This is a genomic window from Massilia sp. W12 (genome assembly GCF_037300705.1).
Classification (GTDB): domain Bacteria; phylum Pseudomonadota; class Gammaproteobacteria; order Burkholderiales; family Burkholderiaceae_D; genus JACPVY01.
The window spans coordinates 3,072,431-3,098,363 of sequence record NZ_CP147776.1 but is presented as its reverse complement, the minus strand read 5'-3'; the positions used below and the strand labels follow the sequence as shown (position 1 = coordinate 3,098,363).

At 60.3% G+C, this 25,933-nt stretch carries 9 protein-coding genes; 3 read left to right on the top strand and 6 right to left on the bottom strand.

The window, feature by feature from the left end:
• Position 1 precedes the first annotated feature (1 nt).
• From V8J88_RS12305 to V8J88_RS12285, 5 genes are all read right to left on the bottom strand, one after another.
• The gene (locus V8J88_RS12305) at positions 2–3,316 is read right to left on the bottom strand and encodes an amino acid adenylation domain-containing protein (protein ID WP_338844425.1); all 3,315 of its coding nucleotides are present in this window, start codon (positions 3,314–3,316) and stop codon (positions 2–4) included.
• Positions 3,313–14,778, bottom strand: coding sequence for an amino acid adenylation domain-containing protein (locus V8J88_RS12300; RefSeq protein ID WP_338844424.1), 11,466 nt, complete (start codon positions 14,776–14,778; stop codon positions 3,313–3,315). Before V8J88_RS12300 ends, V8J88_RS12305 begins: the two co-directional genes overlap by 4 nt.
• Before the next feature lie 1,041 nt (positions 14,779–15,819).
• Positions 15,820–17,043 (bottom strand): diguanylate cyclase, encoded by a 1,224-nt coding sequence (locus V8J88_RS12295; RefSeq protein ID WP_338844423.1) that lies wholly within the window; start codon positions 17,041–17,043, stop codon positions 15,820–15,822.
• Positions 17,040–18,278, bottom strand: a complete 1,239-nt coding sequence (locus V8J88_RS12290) for a diguanylate cyclase (protein WP_338844422.1) — start codon at positions 18,276–18,278, stop codon at positions 17,040–17,042. The genes V8J88_RS12295 and V8J88_RS12290 overlap by 4 nt, the downstream gene beginning before the upstream one ends.
• Before the next feature lie 6 nt (positions 18,279–18,284).
• Entirely contained in the window at positions 18,285–22,265 is a 3,981-nt protein-coding gene (locus V8J88_RS12285; protein WP_338844421.1) for a two-component regulator propeller domain-containing protein, read from the bottom strand.
• Positions 22,266–22,403: 138 nt separating this feature from the next.
• On the opposite strand from V8J88_RS12285, the gene V8J88_RS12280 reads away from it, so the two are divergent.
• Positions 22,404–22,904: a cache domain-containing protein gene (locus V8J88_RS12280; RefSeq protein WP_338844420.1), complete on the top strand. Its 501-nt coding sequence runs from the start codon at positions 22,404–22,406 to the stop codon at positions 22,902–22,904.
• Between the two features lie 5 nt (positions 22,905–22,909).
• Here the strand turns inward: V8J88_RS12280 and V8J88_RS12275 are convergent, their stop codons facing one another.
• On the bottom strand, positions 22,910–23,476 hold the full coding sequence (locus tag V8J88_RS12275) for a hypothetical protein (RefSeq protein WP_338844419.1): 567 nt from the start codon (positions 23,474–23,476) through the stop codon (positions 22,910–22,912).
• Positions 23,477–23,777: 301 nt separating this feature from the next.
• Between V8J88_RS12275 and nadA the strand changes: the two genes are divergently transcribed.
• A complete protein-coding gene (nadA, locus tag V8J88_RS12270) occupies positions 23,778–24,923 on the top strand; it encodes a quinolinate synthase NadA (protein ID WP_338844418.1) in 1,146 nt (381 codons plus the stop codon).
• A complete protein-coding gene (gene nadC, locus V8J88_RS12265; RefSeq protein WP_338844417.1) occupies positions 24,920–25,789 on the top strand; it encodes a carboxylating nicotinate-nucleotide diphosphorylase in 870 nt (289 codons plus the stop codon). The genes nadA and nadC overlap by 4 nt, the downstream gene beginning before the upstream one ends.
• The last annotated feature ends 144 nt before the right edge of the window (positions 25,790–25,933 follow it).

The window sequence follows — 25,933 nt, the reverse complement described above, 5'->3', positions numbered from 1 at the left end:
ATCAAGCGCTTTCAGCAGCCAGCATGGCTGCGATTTCATCTTCAGACAGGCCTTCGAGCTGGGACAGCATGTCGGCCAGCGCGGCGGCATCGACGCTGGCGACTTGCTGTTGCAACAGCAGGGCCGCCATTTTGGCCGGGGTGGCGGCCTCAAACAGGGCGCGCAAGCCGAGCTGCGCGCCAAAACTTTGATTGATGCGCGCAATCGCCTGGGTTGCTGAGAGTGAGTGCCCGCCCATGCGGAAGAAATCGTCGTCCACGCCGACTGCGGGCAGGCCGAGCAATTCGGCGAAGATGGCGCATAACGTTTCTTCCTGCGCATTGGCCGGCTTGCCGTGGCTGACTTGCAGCAGCGGGGCGGGCAGGGCGCGGCGGTCGATTTTGCCGTTGGGCGTCAGCGGCAGCGCTTCAAGTTGCACGATATGCGCCGGCAGCATGTATTCCGGCAAACGCTTGGCCAGCGCAGCGCGCAACGCTTCTTGCGGCAGCGCCTGCGTCCCCACCAGATAGGCGACGATACAGGGATTGCCGGGCTGATCCTCACGGCACAGCGCCACTGCCTGGCGCACCCCGGCCACTTCCTGCAACACCGCTTCAATTTCGCCCAGTTCGATGCGATAACCGCGCAGCTTGATTTGATGGTCGAGCCGGCCCATGATTTCCAGATTGCCGTCATGCCGCCAGCGCGCCAGATCGCCGGTGCGGTACAGCCGTCCGGCGCCTTGGGCGCTGAAATGATCGGGAATGAATTTTTCAGCGGTCAATTCAGGCCGGTGCAAATAACCCAGGGTGACGCCGGCGCCGCCGATCAATAATTCTCCCGGCACGCCGATGGGACAGAGTTGCATATGCTTATCGACCACATACAGCGTGGTGTTGGCGATCGGGCGGCCAGCGTTGATCGGCGCATCCGGCTGCAAGCGGCTGCAGGCAGACCAGACCGTGGTTTCAGTCGGCCCGTACATATTCCACAGCGCAGCCCCGCCTTGCAGCAGGGTGTGCGCCAGATCCGCCGGCATCGCTTCGCCGCCACACAGCATGCGCAAGCCGGGATGCGGACGCCAGCCGGCGGCCAGCAGCATGCGCCAGGTGGCCGGGGTGGCTTGCATCACCGTGCAATCTTCCGCTTCCAGCAGCGCGGCCAGGGCTTGGCCGTCGCCCGTCACATCAGCCCCGGCCAGCACCACGCAGGCGCCGACGCTTAAGGGCAAAAATAATTCCAGCACCGCAATATCAAATGACAGCGTGGTGACGGCGCATAAGCGGTCTTGCGCCTGCAAACCGGGTTGCTGCGCCATGCTGCGCAGGAAATTCACCACCGCGCTGTGCGGCGCCTGCACGCCTTTCGGGCGTCCGGTGGAGCCGGAGGTGAAGATCACATAGGCGCAATCCTGTGGCGTACAGTCAACCGCGCGCGGCGCCGGCAACCCCTGGCACTCTTCCAGCAAGACGGCTTTCGCCTGTCCCGGCATGCTGGCGCGCAAGGCCAGATTGCTGACAATGTGACGCAAACCGGCGTCTTCTTGCATAAAACCCAGGCGTTCGGCGGGGAAGGCCGGGTCCATCGGCACATAGGCGCAACCGGCGATCATGACGCCCAATGCGGCGGCCAGCATATCGGCGCTGCGCGGCAGATAAATTCCGATCATCTCGCCGGCTTGCGCGCCGGCGCCTTGCAGCGCGCTGGCGATTTGCAGCGCGCGCGCTTGCAATTCGCGATACGTCAGGCGCTTGTCCTGGCACACCACGGCGCAGGCGTCGGGCGTGGCTTGCGCCTGGCGCAGGAATAATTCATGCGTCAAACCCTGTTCCAGACCATGGTGGCGGGTTTCATTCCAGCTGTGGCTTAAGCGTTCGCGCTCGTGCTCGGGCAGCATATCGAGCAACATCACCGGCTGTTCCGGCTGTTCAAGCGCGGCGCGCGCCAGGGCTTGCAGACGTTGCGCCATCGCCAGCACCGTCTGGCGGGTGAACAGATCGGTGGCGAATTCAATGTACAACTCCAGCGTGCCATCGATTTCCAGCGCAAAGAAAGTCAGATCCGTGCGCGCCACGCCGGCGTTCAAATCCTTGACCGGATTGACATGCAGGCCCGGCAATTCCAGATCCAGCGTCGGCAGATTCTGGAAGAACAGCATGGATTGGAACAGCGGCGCATGGCTCATATTGCGTTCCAGATCCAATTCTTTGAGCAGGCGTTCGAGCGGCAAATCCTGGTGCGAATAGGCGTCCAGGGTGTCGCGCTTGACTGCCGCGAGCAATTCACGCAGGCCCGGATTGGCCGACAAATCAATCCGCAGCGGCAGGGTGTTGACGAAAAAGCCGCACAATTTTTCCACTTCCAGACGGTGGCGGTTGGCCACCCCCATGCCCAACACCAATTCTTCCTGCGCTGCATGGCGCGTCAGCATCACGGAGAGCAGGGCGGCGAACAGCATGAAGGGGGTGACGCCCTCGTGTTGTGCGAATTGCTGCAGCTGGCGCCAGACTGCGCCATCGAAACGGTAGCGCACGCTGTCGCCGATAAAAGTCGGACGCGGCGGACGCGGGAAGTCATTCGGCAGTTCCAGCACCGGCAAATTGCCGCTGAGCTTGTCTTTCCAGTAATTCAGCTGGGTTTGCAGCACCGGCCCCTGCGGCGCCAGATACTCGTGTTGCCACAGGGTGTAATCGGCGTATTGCAGGGTCGGCTCCGGCAGCGGATTGGGCAGCCCTTGCGAAAACGCCTGGTACAGCGCGAACAGTTCGTCATACACAATGCTGTATGACCAGCCATCAATCACGATGTGATGGGCATTCAGGAAAAACAGCCATTGCCGCGTATCGACCTGGTATAAGGCGGCGCGAAACAGCGGGCCGCTGTCGAGTTTGAACGGCAGCCGCGCAGCCTGCTTGACCAGAGTTAAGGCTTGTGCGCGCGCCTGTTCCAGATCAGCGCTGCGCAAATCATGCTGCGCCAACACATAGGGCCGCGCCGCTTCAATCGCTTGAAACGGGCCTTGTTCATCGTGTTTGATGACGGTGCGCAGCACTTCATGGCGGCGCAGCAGTTCGCTTAAAGCCGCTTGCAGCGCATCAATTTGCAACTCACCGCTAAGCCAGACCGCGTCCGGCACATTGTAGGTTGAAGAATTTTCATCCAACTGATCCATAATCCACAGCCTTTGCTGGGCAAAAGAGGCTGGAATCCGCTCCGGGCGCACGCGCGCCACAATCTCGTGCTTGGGTTTGGCGCCGGCCTGGCGCGCCAGCTGTTGCATTAAGAGTGCGCGTTTTTCCGGTGACAGGTTGGCGAGGCGGGCGTTTAAATCGCTCATGATGGTTGGCTTTCAAGGCTGGGCATGGCGTGCGCCAGGGTGGCGCTTGCGTCTTCATCGCTCATGCTTTCAAGTTGGTCAAGGAGGGCTTGCAGAGTATCGGCGTCGGTGTGTTGCAGATTGTGTTCATCAATTTTTTGCGCCATCGCCGCTGGCGTCGGCGCCGCGAAAATCCAGGGCAGGACATGCGGCAGGTCATACAGTTGGCGCAGGCGCGAAGCGAGCCGGGTGGCCAGCAGCGAATGCCCGCCCAGTTCAAAGAAATTGGCATTGCGCCCGGCTTCTGGAATGCGCAGCAATTCGCTCCAGATTTGGCACAAGGTTTGCTCCAGTTCGCCAATCGGCGCCTCATCCTGTCCCGCTTCCAGGGTGAGGCGGGGCGGCGGCAAGGCGCGTTTATCCAGCTTGCCATTCGCATTCAGGGGCAGGGCCGCCAATTCCATGAAAATCGCCGGCGTCATATAGTCCGGCAATTGCTGCGCCAGGGCGTGACGCAATTCCGCAGCGCTGGCGCGCTGGCCCGGCTGGGCGACCCAGTAGGCGGCCAGATATTTGCCGCGCACTGCGTCTTCCAAGGCCAGCACAGTGCAGCTTTGCACGGCGGCATGGCTGCTCAGGCGGGCTTCGATTTCGCCCAGTTCAATGCGAAAACCCCGGATTTTGACTTGCGCATCATTGCGTCCGGCGAATTCCAGCCGGCCATCCGGCAGCCAGCGTCCCAAATCACCGCTGCGGTACAGCCGCGCGCCGGGCTGACCGCTGAAATGGTCGGCAATAAAGCGCTCCTGCGTCAAATCAGGCCGCTTCAGATAGGCGCGCGCGACGCCCGCGCCGCCGATCAATAATTCGCCCACCACGCCAGGCGCTTGCAACTGTCCCTCGCCATCCACCACCCACACGCTGGTGTTGGCGATCGGGTGGCCCAGTGGAATGCTGCAACGCTGTAAGTCCGCTTCCTGAATTGGCCAGGTGGTGGCGAAGGTGGTGGTCTCGGTCGGGCCGTAGCAGCTGATCAGCTGTTGCGGGCGGTGCGGGTGGCGCAAAACGGCGGCGATTCTTTGCACATCCAACACATCGCCGCCCACCAGCACATAGCGCAATTGGCGCAGGCATTCGCCCAATTCCAGCGCGAGCGCATTGAATAAGCCGACGGTCAGCCAGAGCGCGCTGATGCCGCCTGCAGTGATTTGCGCACGCAGGCTGTCGGCGTCCAGCATCTGCCCGGTTTTGATGATGTGAATGCGCGCGCCGGCGCTCAAGCCGCCCCAGACTTCCCAGCTGGCGGCGTCAAACGCAATATTTGCGCAGTGCGAAATGCAATCATCCTGTGTCAGTGGCGCAAATGGATTGTGATACACCAGACGCAGCAGATTGCCATGTTCGACCATCACGCCTTTGGGTTTGCCGCTGGAGCCGGAGGTGTAAAACAGGCAGGCCAAGTCCTGCGCCTGCAGCGTGATTTGCGGTGCGCTGCTGTCTTGCGCGGCCAGCCCGCTTTCGATCTGATCCAGCGCCACACAGCGCAGGCCGGACGGCAGCGCGCTTTGCGTCGCCGCTGTGCACAAGGCGAGTTGCACTTGCGCATCCTGGCACAGATCGGCGATGCGTTGCGGCGGGTGGCTTGGATCAAGCGGCAGATACGCAGCCCCGGTTTTGAGCACCGCCAGCATCGCAATCACGGAATCGAAGCTGCGCTCCAGACAAATGGCGGCCACCTGTCCCCGTCCCAGGCCGGCGTGCAGCAGATAATGCGCCAGCTGATTGGCGCGCTGTTGCAGTGCGGCGCGGCTCAGGGTTTGCGTGCTGTCGTCGCTAAGCGCAATCGCCGCCGGGGCGGCGGCGGCTTGCTGCGCCGCCAGATCCAACACGCTCAACGGCGGCAGCGCCTGCGGGGCCGGGTTGAAGCGCTTGTGGATGCGCTCCAGCTGCGCGTCGGACAGCATATTCAAACGCAGCACAGAACAGTCAGCCGCCTGCGGCGCGCAAATCGCTTGCAGCAGGGCGTGCAGACTTTGCGCCAGATCGTCGATGCGCGCGGCGCTGAACAGCTCGGCTGAATACAAGATTTCCGCTTGCAGGCGGTTGGCGCTGTGTTCGATATTCAGCAGGATGTCAAACGGCGTATCCAGCTGCGGCGCGGGGCAGCTGTGCAAGGCCAGCCCGCCCAGGCTGAATTGATTGTGTTGCGCCGTATTATTCCAGGCCAGCGCAGCCTGGAAAATCGGATTCAGGGCCAGACTGCGCTCCGGGCGCAGCGCTTCCACCACCAGATCAAACGGGGCCAGCTGGGCGTCTTGCGCCGCCAACACCAATTCGCGTGTGGCTTGCAGATACGCGGCCAGACTGGCGTGCGGCGCAATGCGCACCGGCAACGCCAGGGTGTTGGCGAAAAAGCCCGGCAGCGCCGCCATGTCCGCCAGTGGCCGGTTAGCGCTCGGACTGCCGATCACCACACAATCCTGATTCGCACTGCGCGCCAACAGCAAAGCCCAGGCCGCCAGCAGCAGCATATACAGAGTCAGCTGATGGCTTTGCGCGCATTCCTGCAGCTGCGCCAGCAAGGCAGCGTCAAATGTCAGCGCATGTGTCCCGGCGCGGTGTGTGCTGTAGGGCGGGCGCGGGAAGTCGCCCGGCAATTCCAGCTGCGGCGGCGCGCCGGCCAGACGTTCGCGCCAGAAGGCCAGCGCGGCTTGCTGCGCAGCCTGCTGCGGCGCTTGCTCCAGCCAGTGCGCATAGTCGGAAAATTGCAGCGCCGGGGCCGGCAATGCCGCCGGCGCGCCCTGAATAGCCGCGCGGTAGAGTTGATCCAATTCTTGCAACAGTAAGCCGAATGACCAGCCATCGCTGATGATGTGATGTTGCAAAATCAGAAAACGCCAGTGTTGCGCGTCCAATTGCAGCAGGCAAAAGCGCAGCAAGGGGCCGCGTTCCAAATCAAAACTTTGCCGGCACAATTGCGCCAGCAGCGTATCGGCCTCTGCTGCGGCCCCGCTCAGGCTGTCTGCGCTCACCGTCAGGCAGGTAAAATCGGCTGCGCCAGCGGGCTGCGCCACTTGCCAGGCGCGCCCATCCTGTTCCATAAAAGTGGTGCGCAAAATCTCATGCCGCGCGCACAGAGTGTCACAGGCGCTTTGCAAGGCCGCCACATCCAGCGCGCCCTGCAGGCTGAAGCACAGCGGCAGGTGATACGCCAGGCTGTCGCCTTGCAATTGATGCATAAACCACAAGCGTTGCTGGGCGGCGCTGGCCGGCGCGCGCTGGCGTCCCAGGCGCTTGAGCGGCGCCAGCGCTGCCGCGGTTTGGCTGACGCGATTGCTTTGCGCCAGCCGGGCTAACTGCGCCACGTCGGGCGCGGCGAATAATTCGCGCAGCGTGACAGACAGGCCGTATTGCTTGAGCTGATTGAGCAATTGCAAGGCCAGCAGAGAATGCCCGCCCAGTTCAAAGAAACTGGCGTGGCGGCTGATTTGCGGCAGCTGCAGCACGCGGCAAAAAATCTGCGCCAGCGCGTTTTCGATTTCACCTTGCGGCGGCGCGTCTTGGCTGCGGGCGGCGAGTTGCGCATAATCCGGCGCCGGCAGCGCTTTCCGATCCAGCTTGCCATTTGGCGTCAAAGGCAGGGTATCGAGCAGCACAAAGGCGGAGGGCAGCATGAATTCCGGCAGATGGGCGGCCAGATGGGCGCGGCAGGCCGCCGCCTCAAGTTGCTGGCCGCTGGCGGCGGTCAGATACGCCACCAGACGCATATCGCCTGGCGCATCTGCGCGCGCCAGCACCACCGCGTCACGCACCTGCGGCAGCTCGGCCAGACGCGCTTCGATTTCGCCCGGCTCAATGCGGAAGCCGCGAATCTTGACCTGGAAATCATTGCGTCCCAGATAATCCAGATTGCCATCGGCGCGCCAGCGTCCCAGGTCGCCGGTTTTATACAGACGGCCAGGCGCGAAAGGATTGTCCAGGAAGCGCTCGGCGCTCAAATCGGGACGCAGCAGATAGCCGCGCGCAACCCCGTCGCCGCCAATCCACATCTCGCCGACCACGCCGACCGGGGCCGGCTGCATTTGGCTGTCCAGAATATAGATTTGGGTATTCGCCAGCGGTTTGCCGATATGGCTGACAAAGCCGCTGGCGCGATCCATTTCACACCAGGTGGAATAGGTCGTGGTTTCGCTCGGGCCGTACAGATTGCAAATGCGCTGAACCCGGCTGCTGGCGAACAGGCGTTGCACCAGAGCTTGTTTCAAGGGTTCGCCGGCCAGGTTGATGGTGTGCACGCCGGGTGGAATGCCATCGATATCGGCCAGCGCGGCCAGCGCTGAGGGGACGCTGTTAATCAGGGTGCCATCCTGGCCTGCGCTGGCGATGTCGAGCGCATTGCGCAACAGGCGCACACGGCCACCGGCGGCCAGGGTGGCGAAAAATTCAAAAATGGACAGATCAAAATTGATGGATGTCGCAAACAGCACGGTTTCCTGTCCCAGATGCGGGAAGGCTTGCCGGCTCCAGCTGACAAAATTCACCGCCTGCCGGTGTTCAATCGCCACCCCCTTGGATTTGCCGGTGGAGCCGGAGGTGTAGATGATGTAAGCCAGCTGGCTGGCGTCAAGCGGCAGGGCCGGATTGTGTTCTTGCGCCGGGACGCTTGCTTGTTCCAGCAGAGCGAGTAAGTCAATGCGCGGCAGAGTGTTCAGCGCAGGGCTGAATTCCTGTTCCAGCGCGGCGGGCAGGGCGCCGGCATGCAGCAAGGCGCGCGCCTGACTGTCCGCCAGCATATGCGCCAGGCGTTGCGGCGGATAGTCGATATCCAGCGGCACATAGGCGGCCCCGGCTTTCAAAATTCCCAGCAGGGCGGCGGCTAAGTGCGGGGTGCGCGGACAGCACAGCGCAATCCGCGTATCAGCCTGAATACCCAGCGCCAGCAGAGCATGGGCGACGCGGTTGGCCATGCGGTTGAGGGTTTCATAGCTGTAGCTTTGTGTTTGATGCAAGAGCGCAATCGCCTGCGGCTGGCGCGCCACGCTGGCTTCAAATAAGTGGTGCAGACAGGCTTGCTGCGGGAACGCCAGACTGGTTTGATTAAAGTCATACAAGACTTCTTGGCGCGCGGCTTGATCGAGCAGCGGCAGGGCGGAGATGCGCAGCAGGGCCGTTTCGGCTTGCGCCATGGCGCGCAGCAAGACGCTAAACGAATGGGCCAGGCGCGCCGCGCTCTCGGGTTTGAAGAGTGCGCTGGCGTAACTCAATTCGCCATGGATGCCGGCCCCGTCCTGCTCCAGGTGCAGGGACAAGTCAAACATCGCCGCGCTGGCGCAGGGCGGCAGGGCGCGGCTGCTGAGGCCAGGCAGCGGCGGCAGGCTGGCCTCAGCGCTGCTGTTAAGCGAGAGCATGGTTTGGAACAGCGGGTTATACGCCAGACTGCGCAGCGGGCGCAGCGCTTGCACCACGCTGTCAAACGGCACGTCCTGATGCGCCAGCGCGCCCCACAATTGGCTGCGGCAGTGTTGCAGCAGGGCGGCGAAGGTGGGATCGTCTTGCAGGCTGATGCGCAGGGCGATGGTGTTGGCGAAAAAGCCGCTGATCTGTTCCAGTTCGGGCAAGGCGCGGTTGGCGGCGGGCGCACCGATCACCACTTCATCCTGCCCGGAATAGCGCGCCAGCAGCGCGGCCCAGGCCGCCAGCAAGAGCATGTACAGGGTCAGTCCCTGGCTTTCGGCGCGGGTTTGCAGTGCGGCCACCAGGGCGGCGTCGAATTGCAGCGGCAGGCTGGCGCCCTGGTGATCCTGTTGCGCCGGGCGCGGGAAGTCGAGCGGCATGTCGAGCAGGGCCGGCGCTCCTTCCAGCGTCTGGCGCCAATAGGCCAGGCCGGCGCTGCTGTCCTGCTGCGCGCGCCAGCAGGCATAGTCAGCCATATCCAGCGGCGCGGGGTTGAGCGCGGGGGCGGCGCCGCTCAGTGCGGCTTGATAAAACGCCGCCAGATCTTGCAATAACAGCTGCTGTGACCAGCCATCGGAAATGATGTGGTGTTGTTGCAGATGTAATTCCCATGCGCTGTGATCCAGGCGCAGCAATAACAGGCGGACTAAAGGCCCTTGCCCCAGATCGTAAGCGGCGGCGGCGCTGGCTTGCGCCAGTTGTGCGGCCTGAGCCTGGCGTTGCGCTGCCGGCAGCTCGCGCAAATCGTGCTGGCGCAGGCTGGCAGCGCCTTGCGGCAGAATGATTTGTTGCACGGCGCCATCATGCAGCGCAAACACGGTGCGCAAGCTGGCGTGCCGCGTTTGCAATTGCGCATAAGCCCGCTCCAGCGCCGCCACATCGAGCGCGCCTTGCAGTGCAAAACCCAGGCTCAGGTGATATGCCTGACTGCCGGTTTGCATCTGTTGAATGAAAAACAGGCGTTGCTGTTCTGCGGTGGCGGGCGCGTGCAGGGCTTGACCGGGCTGGCGCGGCACGGCTTGCAGCGGCGGCAGGGATGCCCGCGCGCCGGGCAGCAGCTGGGCCAGTTGCGCTACGCTGGGCGCTTCAAATAGCTGGCGCACGTTCAAACTCAGGCCAAAGGCGCGCCCGATTTGATTGAGCAATTGCAAGGCCAGCAGAGAATGTCCGCCCAGTTCAAAGAAACTGGCGTGGCGGCTGATTTGCGGCAGCTGCAGCACGCGGCAAAAAATCTGCGCCAGCGCGTTTTCGATTTCACCTTGCGGCGGCGCGTCTTGGCTGCGGGCGGCGAGTTGCGCATAATCCGGCGCCGGCAGCGCTTTCCGATCCAGCTTGCCATTTGGCGTCAAAGGCAGGGTATCGAGCAGCACAAAGGCGGAGGGCAGCATGAATTCCGGCAGATGGGCGGCCAGATGGGCGCGGCAGGCCGCCGCCTCAAGTTGCTGGCCGCTGGCGGCGGTCAGATACGCCACCAGACGCATATCGCCTGGCGCATCTGCGCGCGCCAGCACCACCGCGTCACGCACCTGCGGCAGCTCGGCCAGACGCGCTTCGATTTCGCCCGGCTCAATGCGGAAGCCGCGAATCTTGACCTGGAAATCATTGCGTCCCAGATAATCCAGATTGCCATCGGCGCGCCAGCGTCCCAGGTCGCCGGTTTTATACAGACGGCCAGGCGCGAAAGGATTGTCCAGGAAGCGCTCGGCGCTCAAATCGGGACGCAGCAGATAGCCGCGCGCAACCCCGTCGCCGCCAATCCACATCTCGCCGACCACGCCGACCGGGGCCGGCTGCATTTGGCTGTCCAGAATATAGATTTGGGTATTCGCCAGCGGTTTGCCGATATGGCTGACAAAGCCGCTGGCGCGATCCATTTCACACCAGGTGGAATAGGTCGTGGTTTCGCTCGGGCCGTACAGATTGCAAATGCGCTGCACCCGGCTGCTGGCGAACATGCGTTGCACCAGGGCTTGTTTCAAGGGTTCGCCGGCCAGGTTGATGGTGTGCACGCCGGGTGGAATGCCATCGATATCGGCCAGCGCGGCCAGCGCTGAGGGGACGCTGTTAATCAGAGTGCCGTCCTGGCCTGCGCTGGCGATGTCGAGCGCATTGCGCAACAGGCGCACACGGCCACCGGCGGCCAGGGTGGCGAAAAATTCAAAAATGGACAGATCAAAATTGATGGATGTCGCAAACAGCACGGTTTCCTGTCCCAGATGCGGGAAGGCTTGCCGGCTCCAGCTGACAAAATTCACCGCCTGCCGGTGTTCAATCGCCACCCCCTTGGATTTGCCGGTGGAGCCGGAGGTGTAGATGATGTAAGCCAGCTGGCTGGCGTCAAGCGGCAGGGCCGGATTGTGTTCTTGCGCCGGGACGCTTGCTTCTTCCAGCAGGGCGAGTAAGTCAATGCGCGGCAGAGTGTTCAGCGCAGGGCTGAATTCCTGTTCCAGCGCGGCGGGCAGGGCGCCGGCATGCAGCAAGGCGCGCGTCTGACTGTCCGTCAGCATATGCGCCAGGCGTTGCGGCGGATAGTCGATATCCAGCGGCACATAGGCGGCCCCGGCTTTCAAAATCCCCAGCAGGGCGGCGGCTAAGTGCGGGGTGCGCGGACAGCACAGCGCAATCCGCGTATCAGCCTGAATACCCAGCGCCAGCAGAGCATGGGCGACGCGGTTGGCCATGCGGTTGAGGGTTTCATAGCTGTAGCTTTGTGTTTGATGCAAGAGCGCAATCGCCTGCGGCTGGCGCGCCACGCTGGCTTCAAATAAGTGGTGCAGACAGGCTTGCTGCGGGAACGCCAGACTGGTTTGATTAAAGTCATACAAGACTTCTTGGCGCGCGGCTTGATCGAGCAGCGGCAGGGCGGAGATGCGCAGCAGGGCCGTTTCGGCTTGCGCCATGGCGCGCAGCAAGACGCTAAACGAGTGGGCCAGGCGCGCCGCGCTCCCGGGTTTGAAGAGTGCGCTGGCGTAACTCAATTCGCCATGGATGCCGGCCCCGTCCTGCTCCAGATGCAGGGACAAGTCAAACATCGCCGCGCTGGCGCAGGGCGGCAGGGCGCGGCTGCTGAGGCCAGGCAGCGGCGGCAGGCTGGCCTCAGCGCTGCTGTTAAGCGAGAGCATGGTTTGGAACAGCGGGTTATACGCCAGACTGCGCAGCGGGCGCAGCGCTTGCACCACGCTGTCAAACGGCACGTCCTGATGCGCCAGCGCGCCCCACAATTGGCTGCGGCAGTGTTGCAGCAGGGCGGCGAAGGTGGGATCGTCTTGCAGGCTGATGCGCAGGGCGATGGTGTTGGCGAAAAAGCCGCTGATCTGTTCCAGTTCGGGCAAGGCGCGGTTGGCGGCGGGTGCGCCGATCACCACTTCATCCTGCCCGGAATAGCGCGCCAGCAGCGCGGCCCAGGCCGCCAGCAAGAGCATGTACAGGGTCAGTCCCTGGCTTTCGGCGCGGGTTTGCAGTGCGGCCACCAGGGCGGCGTCGAATTGCAGCGGCAGGCTGGCGCCCTGGTGATCCTGTTGCGCCGGGCGCGGGAAGTCGAGCGGCATGTCGAGCAGGGCCGGCGCACCTTCCAACGTCTGGCGCCAATAGGCCAGGCCGGCGCTGCTGTCCTGCTGCGCGCGCCAGCAGGCATAGTCAGCCATATCCAGCGGCGCGGGGTTGAGCGCGGGCGCGGCGCCGCTCAGTGCGGCTTGATAAAACGCCGCCAGATCTTGCAATAACAGCTGCTGTGACCAGCCATCGGAAATGATGTGGTGTTGTTGCAGATGTAATTCCCATGCGCTGTGATCCAGGCGCAGCAATAACAGGCGGACTAAAGGCCCTTGCCCCAGATCGTAAGCGGCGGCGGCGCTGGCTTGCGCCAGTTGTGCGGCCTGCGCTTGGCGTTGCGCTGCCGGCAGCTCGCGCAAATCGTGCTGGCGCAGGCTGGCAGCGCCTTGCGGCAGAATGATTTGTTGCACGGCGCCATCATGCAGCGCAAACACGGTGCGCAAGCTGGCGTGCCGCGTTTGCAATTGCGCATAAGCCCGCTCCAGCGCCGCCACATCGAGCGCGCCTTGCAGTGCAAAACCCAGGCTCAGGTGATATGCCTGACTGCCGGTTTGCATCTGTTGAATGAAAAACAGGCGTTGCTGCTCCGGGGTGGCCGGGGCGTGCAGCGGCTGGCCGGGCTGGCGCGCCAGATTGGCTTGCAGCGCGGGCGGCGTGGCGGCGGCATGCGCTGCGCGCTGTTCCAGCAGGTTTGCCAATTCTGCAATGCTGGGCGCCGTTTGTATGTCCGCCGGCTGCAGTTTGACGCCGCAGGCGCGCCAGATCTTGCCCAGCACTTGCAGCGCTTGCAGCGAGTGCATGCCGAGCGTAAACAGATTGGCTTCGCGTGTGATGGCCGGCAGGCGCAGGCATGCGCACACAATCGCCGCCAGCAATTCCTCGCGCGGGCCACGGGCCTGGCTGCCTTGCATGACTTGTTTGAAGTCGGGCGGCGGCAGTGCTTTGCGGTCCAGCTTGCCATTCGGGGTTTGCGGCAGCGCAGCCAGGCACAGCCAGGCGGATGGTTGCATCCAGTGCGGCAATTTGTCTTGCAAGTGGGCGCGCAATGCGGCCTGGCTCGGCGCTGCGGCCCCGTTGCGCAGGGAATACCAGGCGGCCAGCCGCATTTCTCCTGCTGCATCCGGGCAGGCGTCCACCGCCACTTCGCGAATCTGCGGCAATTCAGCAATGCGCGCTTCGATTTCACCCGGCTCTATGCGAAAGCCCCGGATTTTGAGCTGAAAGTCATTGCGCCCCAGATATTCCAGATTGCCATCAGGCAGGATGCGGCCACGGTCGCCGGTTTTATAGATTTGCGCGCCGGCTTGCTGCGGATCGGCCACAAAGCGCTCGCTGCTCAGCGCGGGCTGGCCGAAGTAGCCGCGCGCCACGCCTGCGCCGCCAATCCAGATTTCGCCGATCTGGCCCGGCGCCACCGGCTGGCGCGCTTCGTCCAACAGGTAAATCCGGGTGTTGGCGATGGGTTGGCCGATGTGCGGCGCAAAGCCTTGAGTACGCTCCATCTTGACCCAGGTGGAGTAGGTCGTGGTTTCGCTCGGGCCATACAGATTGCACAGGGTGCGCACCGGGGTTTCGGCAAACAGGCGTTGCGCCAGCTGCGCTTTGAGCGGTTCGCCGGCCAGATTGACGTTGTGCACTGCTGGCGGCAGCGCGCCCAGCTCCAATAGAGCCGCCAGCGCCGAGGGAACGGTGTTGAGCAGGCTGACATCGTGCGCGCCATCGGCCAGCGCAATCGCATTGGCGAAGATGCGCACCCGTCCGCCCGCGGCCAGCGGGGCGAAAATTTCAAAGATCGAGAGATCGAAATTGACTGATGTGACGAAGGCTGTGCATTCCTGCGCCAGGGTGGGGAAGGCGTGTTGCGCCCATACGATGAAGTTGACCGCATTGCCATGTGTGATTTCGACCCCTTTCGGGCGTCCGGTCGAGCCGGAGGTGTAGATCAGATAGGCGCTGTCTTGTGCGTTGACAGCCGGCAGGGCGGCGCTGTTTGCTGCAGCCCAGTCAAATGCGCCCAAGTCAAACAGGCGGCAGGCATGCGCTTGCAAGAGTTTTTGCGGCAGGCTGTGCGGCTGTGCGCAATCCAGTCCGGCGCATAACAGAATTTGCGCCTGGCTGTCTTGCAAAATCCATTGCAAGCGCTCTTGCGGCCATTCCGGGTCCAGCGGCACATAGGCGGCGCCGGTGGCCAGCACCGCCAGCAAGGCGCTGATCAAATCCATGCCGCGCAACGCGCATACCGCCACCCTTTGCCCCGGCCCGGCCCCTTGCGCGCGCAGCGCGTGGGCCAGACTGAGTACTTTTTGCTGCAATTGCCCATAACTGCATTGCGCCGCCCCATCCAATAAGGCGGGCGCATCGGGATTGCCTTCTGCGCGTTGTAAAAACAGGCGGTGCAGGCTGAGCGCCGGGATTGCCAATTGCGGGCCATCAATTGCTGCAGTGATGCAAGATGGCAGAGCGGGTTGCTGGTTCATCTTATGTTTTATCTGACAAAAAGGATTCAAAGCATTCCAGCCTGGAATACACCTGGTTTAACTGTGCGGAGAATGCCGCCATTCAATTGCGCAAAAAATAAATGGCGTTACTTTGTTTGGACGAGTTACGCCACTGCGGCACTTTTAAAAAGGCGCAGATATCTAATGCAATGGTCTGAATCAAACTGAATACGGGAAATCAGATCTCATTCAAATAAATGAAGGAGATTTGAGGAAAAGCACCGGAATTCGCTGATTGGACGCTGCAATTAACAGAATGGAAATTCAGCTTTTCGCTTAAGCCGCTTATAAAGTTTGGCTGAAACGTATCGCGTGAATATGCCTGCTGCCGGCATATGGCGCGCAGTCTGGTATCCGTAATGCGCAGTCGCCAGGGACTGCGGTAAAGGATGGGCGATTTTCTATTGTTATCATAAGCTTGTGTCTAGTATCTGGGCTGGCTGAACATAGCAGGCATGACCTGAGCCGGCTTGCATGCGCAGGGCGGCAAGGTCTTTTCCTGTTGATCCGGGTTCGGCTGGCTGTTTGTTGCGTGCAGGGGGAATCCAGGCGGAGTTTATATGCCTGAATCTGCGAACAACTATCTCCATTTATTTTGTGCTGCTTTGACTGCCGCTGTTTTTATTGGATATCAATAAAAACAACCGATGACTTTATATTCCTGTTGGCGTGTTCTGTCAATATGTTTCACGCTGGAAAAATTAGAAACAAAATGTTTACTTTGTGTAATTGCATATATCTTTTTAAAAGATATATGCATGTTTTATTTTGAAATGAAAGAATTCCCGCTTTTAGATTTGCGCGAAAAGAATGAGAAAGTTAAGATTTTTTTGGACAAATATATTTTTAAATATCTATTTTATTTCAACTGCTTTGGTTCGGGTTGCGGTGCAATTTTTGTTACGGCGTGCTGCACGGTTGGGACAGTGCAGCACAGTGTAAAAAAGTGATTATGTTGCCGAGGGGAAATATAAGGTAATTGAAGTATGTCACCCTGTAAGCAGGGCCTGATTTCCAGTATCAGCGTTCCGATGCGGCGATGCTGTACACCAGCTGCAGTTGTCCGCAATGCGCCAGCGCGCTTGCTTCGTGCAGCGCCTGGAGGATCGCCGCATCGCCGGCGTTTTCAAGCGCATATAAACCGGCCCAGGCATTTTCACCATGCGCCAGCGCCAGCGCGCCGGCTTGTTGCGCCAGCTGTACGGTTTGTTCCCAGCTGAGCGCGCGCGGCAGGTCTTCAATAAACGGCCAGGCGGCGAAGCCGATTGCGCTGCTCATGCTCACACTTTGCCCCTGCTGCAGGGCAAAGCGCTGGCTGCTGACGGCATGCCGGATGCGTTCAGCCAGCACCCCGGCGTCGCTGCGGTTGGTGGCGCGCGCCAGGCAGAGGAATTCGGTATCGTCCCAGCGCATCAGGTAATCCGATTCGCGAAACACTTGTTGCAGGCGCTGGCGCATTTGCTGCAAGACCGCATCGCCGGCTGCCGCGCCGTATTGCTGCACCAGGTTTTGCATGCCCTCCAGGCGCAGATGGAAAAACACCAGATCCACGTCCAGCAGGCGGCCCGGCTTGCCGCGCCGCAGCCATTCCTCATGCCGGCGCAGCGTGACAGACAGGTCTGCCTCTATGCGCTGCTGTAAAAAACGGCGGTTGCGCAAGCCGGTCAGGGCGTCGCTGATATCGAGTTCAGCCAGGCGCTGCCGGGCCTGCTCCAATTCTTCCTGCTTGCGCGTCAATTCTTCGCCCTGGGCCTGAATTTGCGATTGCAAATCCTGGTAATGGCTGATCTGCTGCAAGCTTTGTTCAAACAGGCTGATCGCTTGCCGCACGGTGTCTTGCAATTGGCGTGCGTCAAACGGCTTGCTGATGAATTTCCAGACTTCGGCGCGGTTGATTGAGGCGATGATGGCGTCCAGATCGGAATAGCCGGAGACGATGATGCGGATTGTGTGCGGCGTGATGCGCTGGCTCTGGCGCAGCACTTCCACCCCGCTGCAATGCGGCATGCGCTGGTCGCTGATGATCACCGCGACCGGATGTTGCGCCGGCAATTCCTGCAGCAGCGCCAAGGCCTGCGCGCCATCATGGGCGCACAAAATCTCATATTCATCCTGCAACACGCTTTGCATGGCGCGCAAATTGGCGTCTTCGTCATCTATCAGCAAAATCCTGCGGCGTGCGGCAACAGGCGCGCTCGCATCGGATTGCGTGACGGGCAGGCGGGCGGCGTCGAACAGGCTCATTGCATCTCTCCTTCTTCCTGAGCAGGCGTGGTTTGACGTTGTACAGATTGCAGCAGGCCGCTGGCGATGGCGTGTTCGATGTCGCCTTGCAGTCGCTGAAATAAATCCGGTTCAGGCCGCACCCGGTCTTCATACAGGCCAACCCAGGTATTGCGGCCACGCCGTTTGGCCATATACAGCGCCTGATCCGCCAGGTCTGCCACCTGGGCCCAGGTGAAGTGTTGCGGGTGGCGCAGCAGGAAGGGCAGGCAGGCAAAGCCGACGGAGCAGGTTTTGCGGATGCGCAAGCCGTCTTGTAAATGAAAATCCTGATTTGCGATGGTTTCGCACATGCGTTCGGCCAGCTGCGCCGCGTCGCTGCGCCGGGTGGCGCGCGCCACCACCAGAAATTCCTCGCCGCCCCAGCGCACCAGATAATCCGATTCGCGGAACACTTGCTGCAAGCGCTCGCGCATCTGCACCAGCACGCTGTCGCCGGCGGCGTGGCCATACACATCGTTGACCTGTTTGAAGTGATCCAGATCGACCATGAAAAACACCAGATCGGCGTCCGCCGGCGGCGTTTGCTGCAGTTTGATGCATTCCTCATGGCGGCGCAGGATGATGGCGGCGTCAGCGTCCATTTGTTGCAGCAGGAAACGGCGGTTGCGCAATCCGGTCAGCGGGTCGGTCAGGCTGGCTTCCTGCAAGGCGCGGTTGGTGCGTTCCAATTCCAGATTTTTTTGCGCCAGCTCGGCCGTGCGCAGCGCCACCTTTTCCTCCAGCTCTTGTTGAAAGCGTTTGAGCTGGCAGCGCATCTGCCAGGTTTCGACGGTGCGCTTGACCGTCATTTGAAAGTCCTGGGTGTCAAACGGCTTCACAATGTAGCGGTAGATTTCGGCCCGGTTGATGGAGTCGATAATCGCGCCGATATCGGAAAAGCCGGTGACGATGATGCGGTTGGCATCCGGGGCCAGGGCGATGCTTTGCTGTAAAAAATCGACCCCGCTCATGCCTGGCATGCGCTGATCGCTGATGATCACCGCCAGATTGCGCAAATCGACTTGGTTTTGCAGCCATTGCAGCGCCTGTGCGGCGCTGTTGTGGCAGATCAATTGATAATCCTGTTCCAGTATCTGGCGCATCACGCGCAAATTCGCATCTTCGTCATCCACCAGCAGGATGAGCGGAAGATCGGCGCTTTTGCTCTGCATTTCTTGCAATTGCTGCAATTTTTCCCGTTTAAATAAGGCCATGCTGTTCTATCCTTTTGTAACTGCGCCAGATTCCGAACCGGCCAATGGCAGGCGTAGCGTGAAGCAACTGCCCGACCCCGGGGTCGAGCGCACCGAAATATTGCCCTGATGTTTTTCGATAATGCCAAAGGAGATCGATAAACCCAGGCCGGTGCCTTCGCCCACGTTCTTTGTAGTGTAGAAAGGTTCAAAGATATGCGCCATGACTTGTGGCGGAATTCCCTCACCATCGTCTTCAAAATCAATTTCCAGCCAGCCGCCGGCAATCCGGCTGGCGATGCGTAAATGCCCGCGTCCCGGCGTCGGTTGCCGGCGTTGTTTGGCTTGAATCGCCTGACAGGCGTTGACAATCAGGTTCATAAACACTTGATTGAGTTCCGCCGGGAAGCATTCGAGCACCGGATTGGCTTCAAGCCGGCATTGGATTTCCGTGCTTTGCGCATATTCGGTGCGTACCAGGTTGACGGTGGACAGCAGGCTGTCGCCGATCGCCACGCTCTTCTTGCTGGCCTGGTCCAGCCGCGAAAAGGTGCGCAAGTCCAGCACCAGATTTTTGATGCGGGTGGTGCCTTCGATAATGGTGCCGATCTGCTTGGAAAGTTGATCAATGCGCTGATTCAGGCTTTGCAACACTTCCTGCTCAGCATCTGCGCCGGCTAACTCCAGCAGAAAATGGCGGAAGCGCTCCAGATCCAGCGCCAGAGCCTGCGCGCCGACGTGGGCGAAATTGGCCGGGTTGTTGATTTCATGCGCCACCCCGGCGGTCAGGGTGCCGAGCGAAGCCATTTTTTCCTGTTGCACCATCTGCAATTGGGTGGTGCGCAGGGTTTGCAGCGCATCTTCCAGTTTTTCAAAGGCGCCGGCGTTTTCCAGCGCAATCGCAACATAGGCGCACAAGGTGCGGAAGATGAGTTGCTCGCGCGCATTGTAGGCGTGCGGCAGGCGCGAGAGGATGCTCATCACGCCCAAATGCTGCTTGCCGGTGGACAGTGGAGCATACATTTGCGATTGCATTTGCCCGCAGGCTTCGCATTCCTGCAAGTCTAGTGTGATTTCGCGCTGCTCGCGCAAGGCGCGCGCTGCGCTGGAGAGCAAATCATCACTGGCGATTTGCTCATCGAGTTGCAAACCGGGCGGTGCGACCTGGAAATGCAGCACCAGTCTGCCCTTGTCCTGGTCTAACAGATAGATGGCGAAGGCGGTGGCGTCCAACAGCCCTTGAATATGGGTGTAGGCGCTTTGCATGATGGCGTTGCGATCCAGCGTGGCGGTGATTTCACGCCCGATTTCACTCAGCACCGATAAATTGTGATGCGCCAGTTCGACGTTTTCTTTTTCTCTTTCCAGCTCATATTTTTGCTGGTGCAGCAAATCATTTTTAAGTTCGGTTTCGCGCTTTTGCCGCTCCACCAATTGTTTTTGCTGAATCACTTCCGCAGTGCGGATTTCCACCTGCTGCTCCAGCTCGCGGCGCTGGCGTGCAAAGCTGTTCATGCGCCGGCGGTAGATCGCCAGCGCCAGCAGGATGCACAATGTGCCCAGACTGAGCAAAAACCACCAGCTGCGCCACAGCGGCGGACGCACGGTGATGCGCATGCTGGCGCCGCTGTCTTCCCATAAGCCGTCTTTATTCGCCGCGCGCACAATGAAGGTGTATTCGCCGGCGGGCAGATTGGCATACTCGGCGCGCCGGTTTTTTGCGTCAGTATTGCGCCAGTCGCGCTCGTATCCCTGCAGAATATAGGTGTAACGGTTGGCGGCGGGATTGGCGAAATGCAAGGCGGAAAATTCCAGCGCCAGCTGCACATGGTTGCTGCTCAGGCGCAGATGGCGCGTTTGATAGGGTGCTTCATTGAGCTGCAGGCCGGCTTTTTCATTGCCTTGTTGCAGCAGCTGTTGATTGACATGCACCGCTGTGATCACGACCTGGGGCGGATGCGGGTTTTTGCGTATCATGCCGGGCAAAAATTCGGTCAGGCCGCCGCTTTCACTGCCAAAATAAAACACGCCGTCCGGCCCCGCCAGCGCTGCGCCAAGGCTGAAGCTGCCCCGGCTCAATCCATCTGCCGCTGTGTAATTCTGGTAATTGTCACTGACCTGATTCAAGCGCGCCACGCCATGCTCATGACTGATCCAGAAATGGCCATCCTTGTCTTCCAACATGGCGTAGGCGGCTTTGCGCGGCATGTTGAGGCTGAGCTTGCGGAACAAGGGCTTGCCGCTGCTGCTGAATTCCATACGCTGCACGCCGGCGTCATTGCCGACCCAGATGCGGCCACGCTTGTCTTCCAGCAAAAACGTGATGTGATTATTGGCCAGACTGAAGGGATCGGCGGCTTCATGTTTGAAATGGATAAACCGGTTTTCATTCGGTAAAAACAGATTCAGACCATCAAATGTGCCGACCCACAGGCGGCCCTGGCTGTCGCGCAATAAATCGCGCACCAGATTGTCAGAGAGTGAGCCGGCTTGCCCCGGATGGTGCGTGAAAAGTTCTTTTTTATCTTTAAGCGGATCGTAACGCAGCAAGCCGCCGCGTGTGCCCAGCCAGATCTGACCATCGTTTTGCGGCAAGACTTTGCGGATGAAGTTTTGCTCTTCATTGGCGCCTGGCCGCATGCGTTTGGAAAATTGCATAGTGGCGGGGTTGAAGCTGAGCAAACCATCGCCGCTGGCGATCCAGCACAGGGGGCCGGGCTGGCATTTGATGTCATTCACTTTGCGCGCCGCGTCTTCATCATTGCCGGCTGGCAAAGGCAGATGGCGGAATATGCCGGAACCGTTTATCTGATGCAGGCCTGCGCCTCCGCCTAACCAGGTTCCACCCGCAATATCGCGAGTGATTGCGGTGACATTATTGTCTTTGAGGCCCTGTGGCAGAAATGCGCTTTTACTGTGGCTGGTAAACCCGCCGCTGGCCAGATCGCTGCGCGCCACTCCGGAGAACCATGGGCTGACCCATAACACCCCCTGGCGATCCTGAAACAGGCTGGCGATGCGGTTATCAGGCAGACTGAGCGGATCGTCTGGCAGATTGCGGTATGGGTGGAAGTGTTTTTCTTTGCTGTCCCACAGATATAAGCCTTCAAAACTGCCTATCCACATAGATCCCTGGGCGTCTTGCAACAGGGAAGTGATCCAGCCTGCCGGTAATCCTTCGGCCTGACCAAAACGGCGCCGCTGCGGCTCGCCATTTCTCAGTTGCCAGGCTTCCAGACCGCCAATTGCGCCTATCCACAAGACATTATTCTGGTCCAAACTCAGGGCATGCACCTGATTGCGTTTGGGGTCGTCCTGGGCGTTGCGCAGCATGCTGTAATGCTGAAATTGATTGATTTGCGGCAAGTAGCGATCCAGGCCGGCATTGCTGCCGATCCAGATGCCGCCTTCGCGGTCATACGCCAGGGCGTGGATCTGGTTATCGGAGGGGCCGTTCAACTGCCCGGGCTGGTGGGCGAAGCTGCGAAAATTGCCGCTCAAAATATCCAGATATTGCAAGCCATCGCCGGTGCCCAGCCACAAACCTTTGCCAAACTCCGGCAAAATCGCATTGATTTGCAAATGGCCTTTGCTGCGCAGGCCTGGATTTGGCGGTTGTAACAGAGTAAAAGTGTCGCTGTTGGGATTGTAGCGGTGCAGGCCGCCGCGCGTGCCGACCCACAATACGCCGTCATGATCGACTTGCAAAACATTGATCCAATGATTTTGCAAATGACCGGGGGTGTTTTTTTGCGCTTTATAGTGTTTGATCTGAAAGCCGTCGTAACGGCGCAATCCGTTTTCTGAGCCCAGCCAGATAAAACCGTAGCGATCCTGGGTAATCGCTGTCACCGTTTCAGTCGCCAGCGCCGCATCAATTTGCAAGAGTTCAAAGCGCAGAGTGCGAATAACATCCGCCCGCGTATGCAGGCATAGCGCAAGCAGCATGATACTGGCGATAAGGTGCAGGCGTCGGATGTAGCGCATCGTCAGGTGCTGGCCGGTCATGTGAGGTATTCAGTGTATCGGATTTACTCCCTTTCAAGCGCTTTGCTCAGACAAGGAAAGTAAAAAAATTATGCCCGGCACGACAAAGCGGCATTCTGCTTCTGCTATATTTTCCGCATCAAATCTGCCGGAGCGTTTATGTCATTCCCTTTTACCGCATGGCGCTTGTATTGCATCGCCTTGCTGTTTAGTTGCATGCTGCCTCACGCCAGTGCGCAAGCAGTGCGCAGCACACCCGAGCAGGCGAAGGCCATGGTCAAGCGCGCCATCAGCTATTACCGTGAACATGGCAAGGAAAAAGCGTTCGCGCGCTTTAATGATCCGCAAGGGGCTTTTGTGAAAGGCGATTTATATCTGTTCGCCTTCCATCTCAAAGGCGACGGCATCCAGCTGGTGCATGGCAATAATCCGAAGATGTTGGGAAAAAATGTGCTGGATATGCGTGATGCGGATGGCAAATTGATCATCCGCGCATTTATTGAATTGGCCAACAGCCCGCAAGGGGCCGGCTGGGTCGATTATAAATGGCCGCATCCGCTGACCAAGGCGCAGGAAATCAAAACCAGCTATATCGAACGGGTGGACGATATTTTTATCGGCTGCGGCGCGTACAAGGCGACGCAATCGGGTACGCCCTGAAGGCTTTATACGCGGATTGAAGCCGCAGCCTGTTTCAGCAGCACATCAAATTTATCCGCCAGCGCCTGCGCCATCTCCTTTCCCTTGGACTTGGTGATGGCGTCGATATAGGTTTTGCGCAATTCGCGGAAATCCTGCAGGCTGGCGGCGCGCTCAGCCTTGAGCTGCAAGGTGAAGCCGCGCAAACCCAGTGTGTTTTTGATGGTGGTGCTGAGAAAACTTTGCAGCGCCAGCAATTGTTCGGCGCCGATCAAGCCTTCCGGCGCGGCGCTTTCCGGTTTGGGCGCGGGGGGGGCGATGTGTTGGGCTTGCGGGGCGAGACTGGGCGAGGGCAGGGGTGGCGGCAGGGCGCTGGCGCCGGCTGCCGGCTCGATAAAGCCGGCTTCGTATAATTCATCCAGACTGGCTTGATTCAAACCAAGCCCTGCCACTTGCTGCAAAATTTCGGCGGCGTTTTTGCGTCCATCCACCAACACCAGCAGACTGCGCAAACGCGGCGCAAGGCGATGCTGGCGGGTGACGATCTCTTCCCGCCCTTTGTCGCTCTTATCAAAAATTGCATTCGTTTCCATGATCCAATCTTGAACGCTTGCGGCGCAAATAACAAGTGCAAGCGCGAAAACCGTCGCGCGCGGCCAGCTTCCTGCCGTCTCCAGAACTCCAGCTGCGGCCAAGCCGGTTCAGCTTACTTGCGCATCGGCGCATCTTGAACATGGGAAAGCGGAAGGAATCGGGTAAACTCTCAGCCATGCGCCATCGATGCAGATGGCGCGCAGCATTGTAGCCCGAAGCATCAGCCGATAGTGTAAAAATGCAAAAAATGATGCAATGGCAACGCCTCTACGGCAAACCTGAGCCAAGCGAGCAAGAACCATGAATGAGCCAGCAATTAAAACCATTGAATATGAAAAGGCGCTGATGCAGGCCGAAACCGGCGCCAGCTGCGTGGCGAACGCCTGGGCCCGCGCACCCGAAACGCCAAGCGCGCAAGAGGCGCAGGAATTGAAACAGAAAATCCGCCGCCTGTTGCAGGAAAAACAGGCGGTGCTGGTGGCGCATTACTATGTTGACCCGGCTTTGCAGGATCTGGCCGAGGAAACCGGCGGCTGCGTTTCGGATTCACTTGAAATGGCGCGCTTCGGGCGCGACCATCCGGCCAAGACCCTGGTGGTGGCGGGGGTGCGTTTCATGGGTGAAACTGCAAAAATCTTAAGTCCTGACAAAACCGTGCTGATGCCGGATCTGGACGCCACCTGTTCGCTCGATCTGGGCTGTCCGGCGGATGAATTCACCGCCTTTTGCGACGCCCACCCGGATCGCACCGTGGTGGTGTACGCCAACACCAGCGCGGCGGTGAAAGCGCGCGCGGATTGGATGGTGACGTCTTCCATCGGTCTGGAAATCGTCGCGCACTTGCACGCGCAGGGCAAAAAAATCCTGTGGGCGCCGGATAAACATCTGGGTTCCTACATCCAGAAGCAGACCGGGGCCGATATGCTGCTGTGGCAGGGTTCCTGCTTAGTGCATGATGAGTTCAAGGGGATTGAGCTGGATTTGCTCAAGAAAGAGCATCCGCAGGCCAAAATTCTGGTGCATCCGGAGTCGCCGGCGGCGGTGGTGGCGCAAGCCGATGTGGTCGGCTCGACATCGCAAATGATCAAGGCGGCGCAGACCATGGAGGCGCGCGAATTCATTGTCGCCACCGACAATGGCATTTTGCACAAAATGCGCCAGGCCGCGCCGGGCAAATTGTTTATCGAAGCGCCGACCGCCGGCAACAGCGCGACTTGTAAAAGTTGCGCACACTGTCCCTGGATGGCGATGAACGGCTTGCGCAATCTGGCTGCCGTGCTGGAAAATGAAAATAACCGGATTGAAGTCGATCCGGCCATCGGCGCGCAAGCGGTGCACAGCATCACGCGCATGCTGGACTTCGCTGCCGCGCATAAAGCCAAAGTCAAGCCCGGGCCGGATCTGGCCGCCGAGGCTGCATTATTCAAAGGAGTGGGGCCGGCATGAGCACTTTGAAAAACCGTTTTGCGCCGTTTGATCCGGCCTTGGCCGCCGCGTTTGAGGCGAATTTGCAAGCAGCCCTGCAGGAAGATGTCGGCACGGGCGATTTAACCGGCATGCTGGCGCCGCAGGGCAAGGTGGTGCAGGCGCGCGTGATTGTGCGCGAGGATGCGGTATTGTGTGGCGCGCCCTGGTTTGAAGGGGTGTTTCGCGTCCTGGGGGCCAAGAGCGAGGTGCATTGGAATTATGCCGAAGGCGATTGGATGCAAGCCGACAGCGTGGTCTGCACCATCGACGGCCCGGCCCGTTGCCTGCTGACTGCTGAGCGCTCTGCATTGAACTTCCTGCAACTCTTATCCGGCGTGGCCACCGCCACGCGGCGCTATGTGGAAGCGATCAAGGGCACGCGCGCGGCGATTCTGGACACCCGCAAAACCCTGCCGGGTTTGCGGCTGGCGCAAAAATACGCGGTGCGCGTGGGCGGCGGGCAAAACCAGCGGCTTGGTTTGTATGATGGCATTTTGATCAAAGAAAACCATATCGCCGCTGCGGGCGGGGTGGCGGCGTCTTTGATGGCGGCGGAGCAGTTGAAATCCGGTGCGCCGGTGCAAATCGAAGTCGAAGATCTGGCCCAGCTGCAAGAAGCGCTGGAGGCGGGCGCCACCTCGGTATTGCTGGATAATTTTGACCAGGAAACGATGCGCGCCGCTGTCAAAATGAACCAGTCGCGCGCCTTGCTGGAGGCTTCCGGAGGGGTCAATCTGGACACGGTGCGGGCGATCGCTGAAACCGGGGTGGATCGTATTTCGATCGGCGGCTTGACCAAGGATGTGCGGGCGGTGGATTACTCGATGCGGATTGTGCACGGCTGAGGCCAGCGCCGTTTTACAGGCTGGCGGCGCTGAATGAAAGCAGCCCACCCGCCCGCAGGGGGCGCACAAGCGCTTGCGCCTGTCGCCCTGCCGCGCTTTGCGCCGGACTCAATATAAGCCAGCCGCAGCGCAATGCCGTACAAA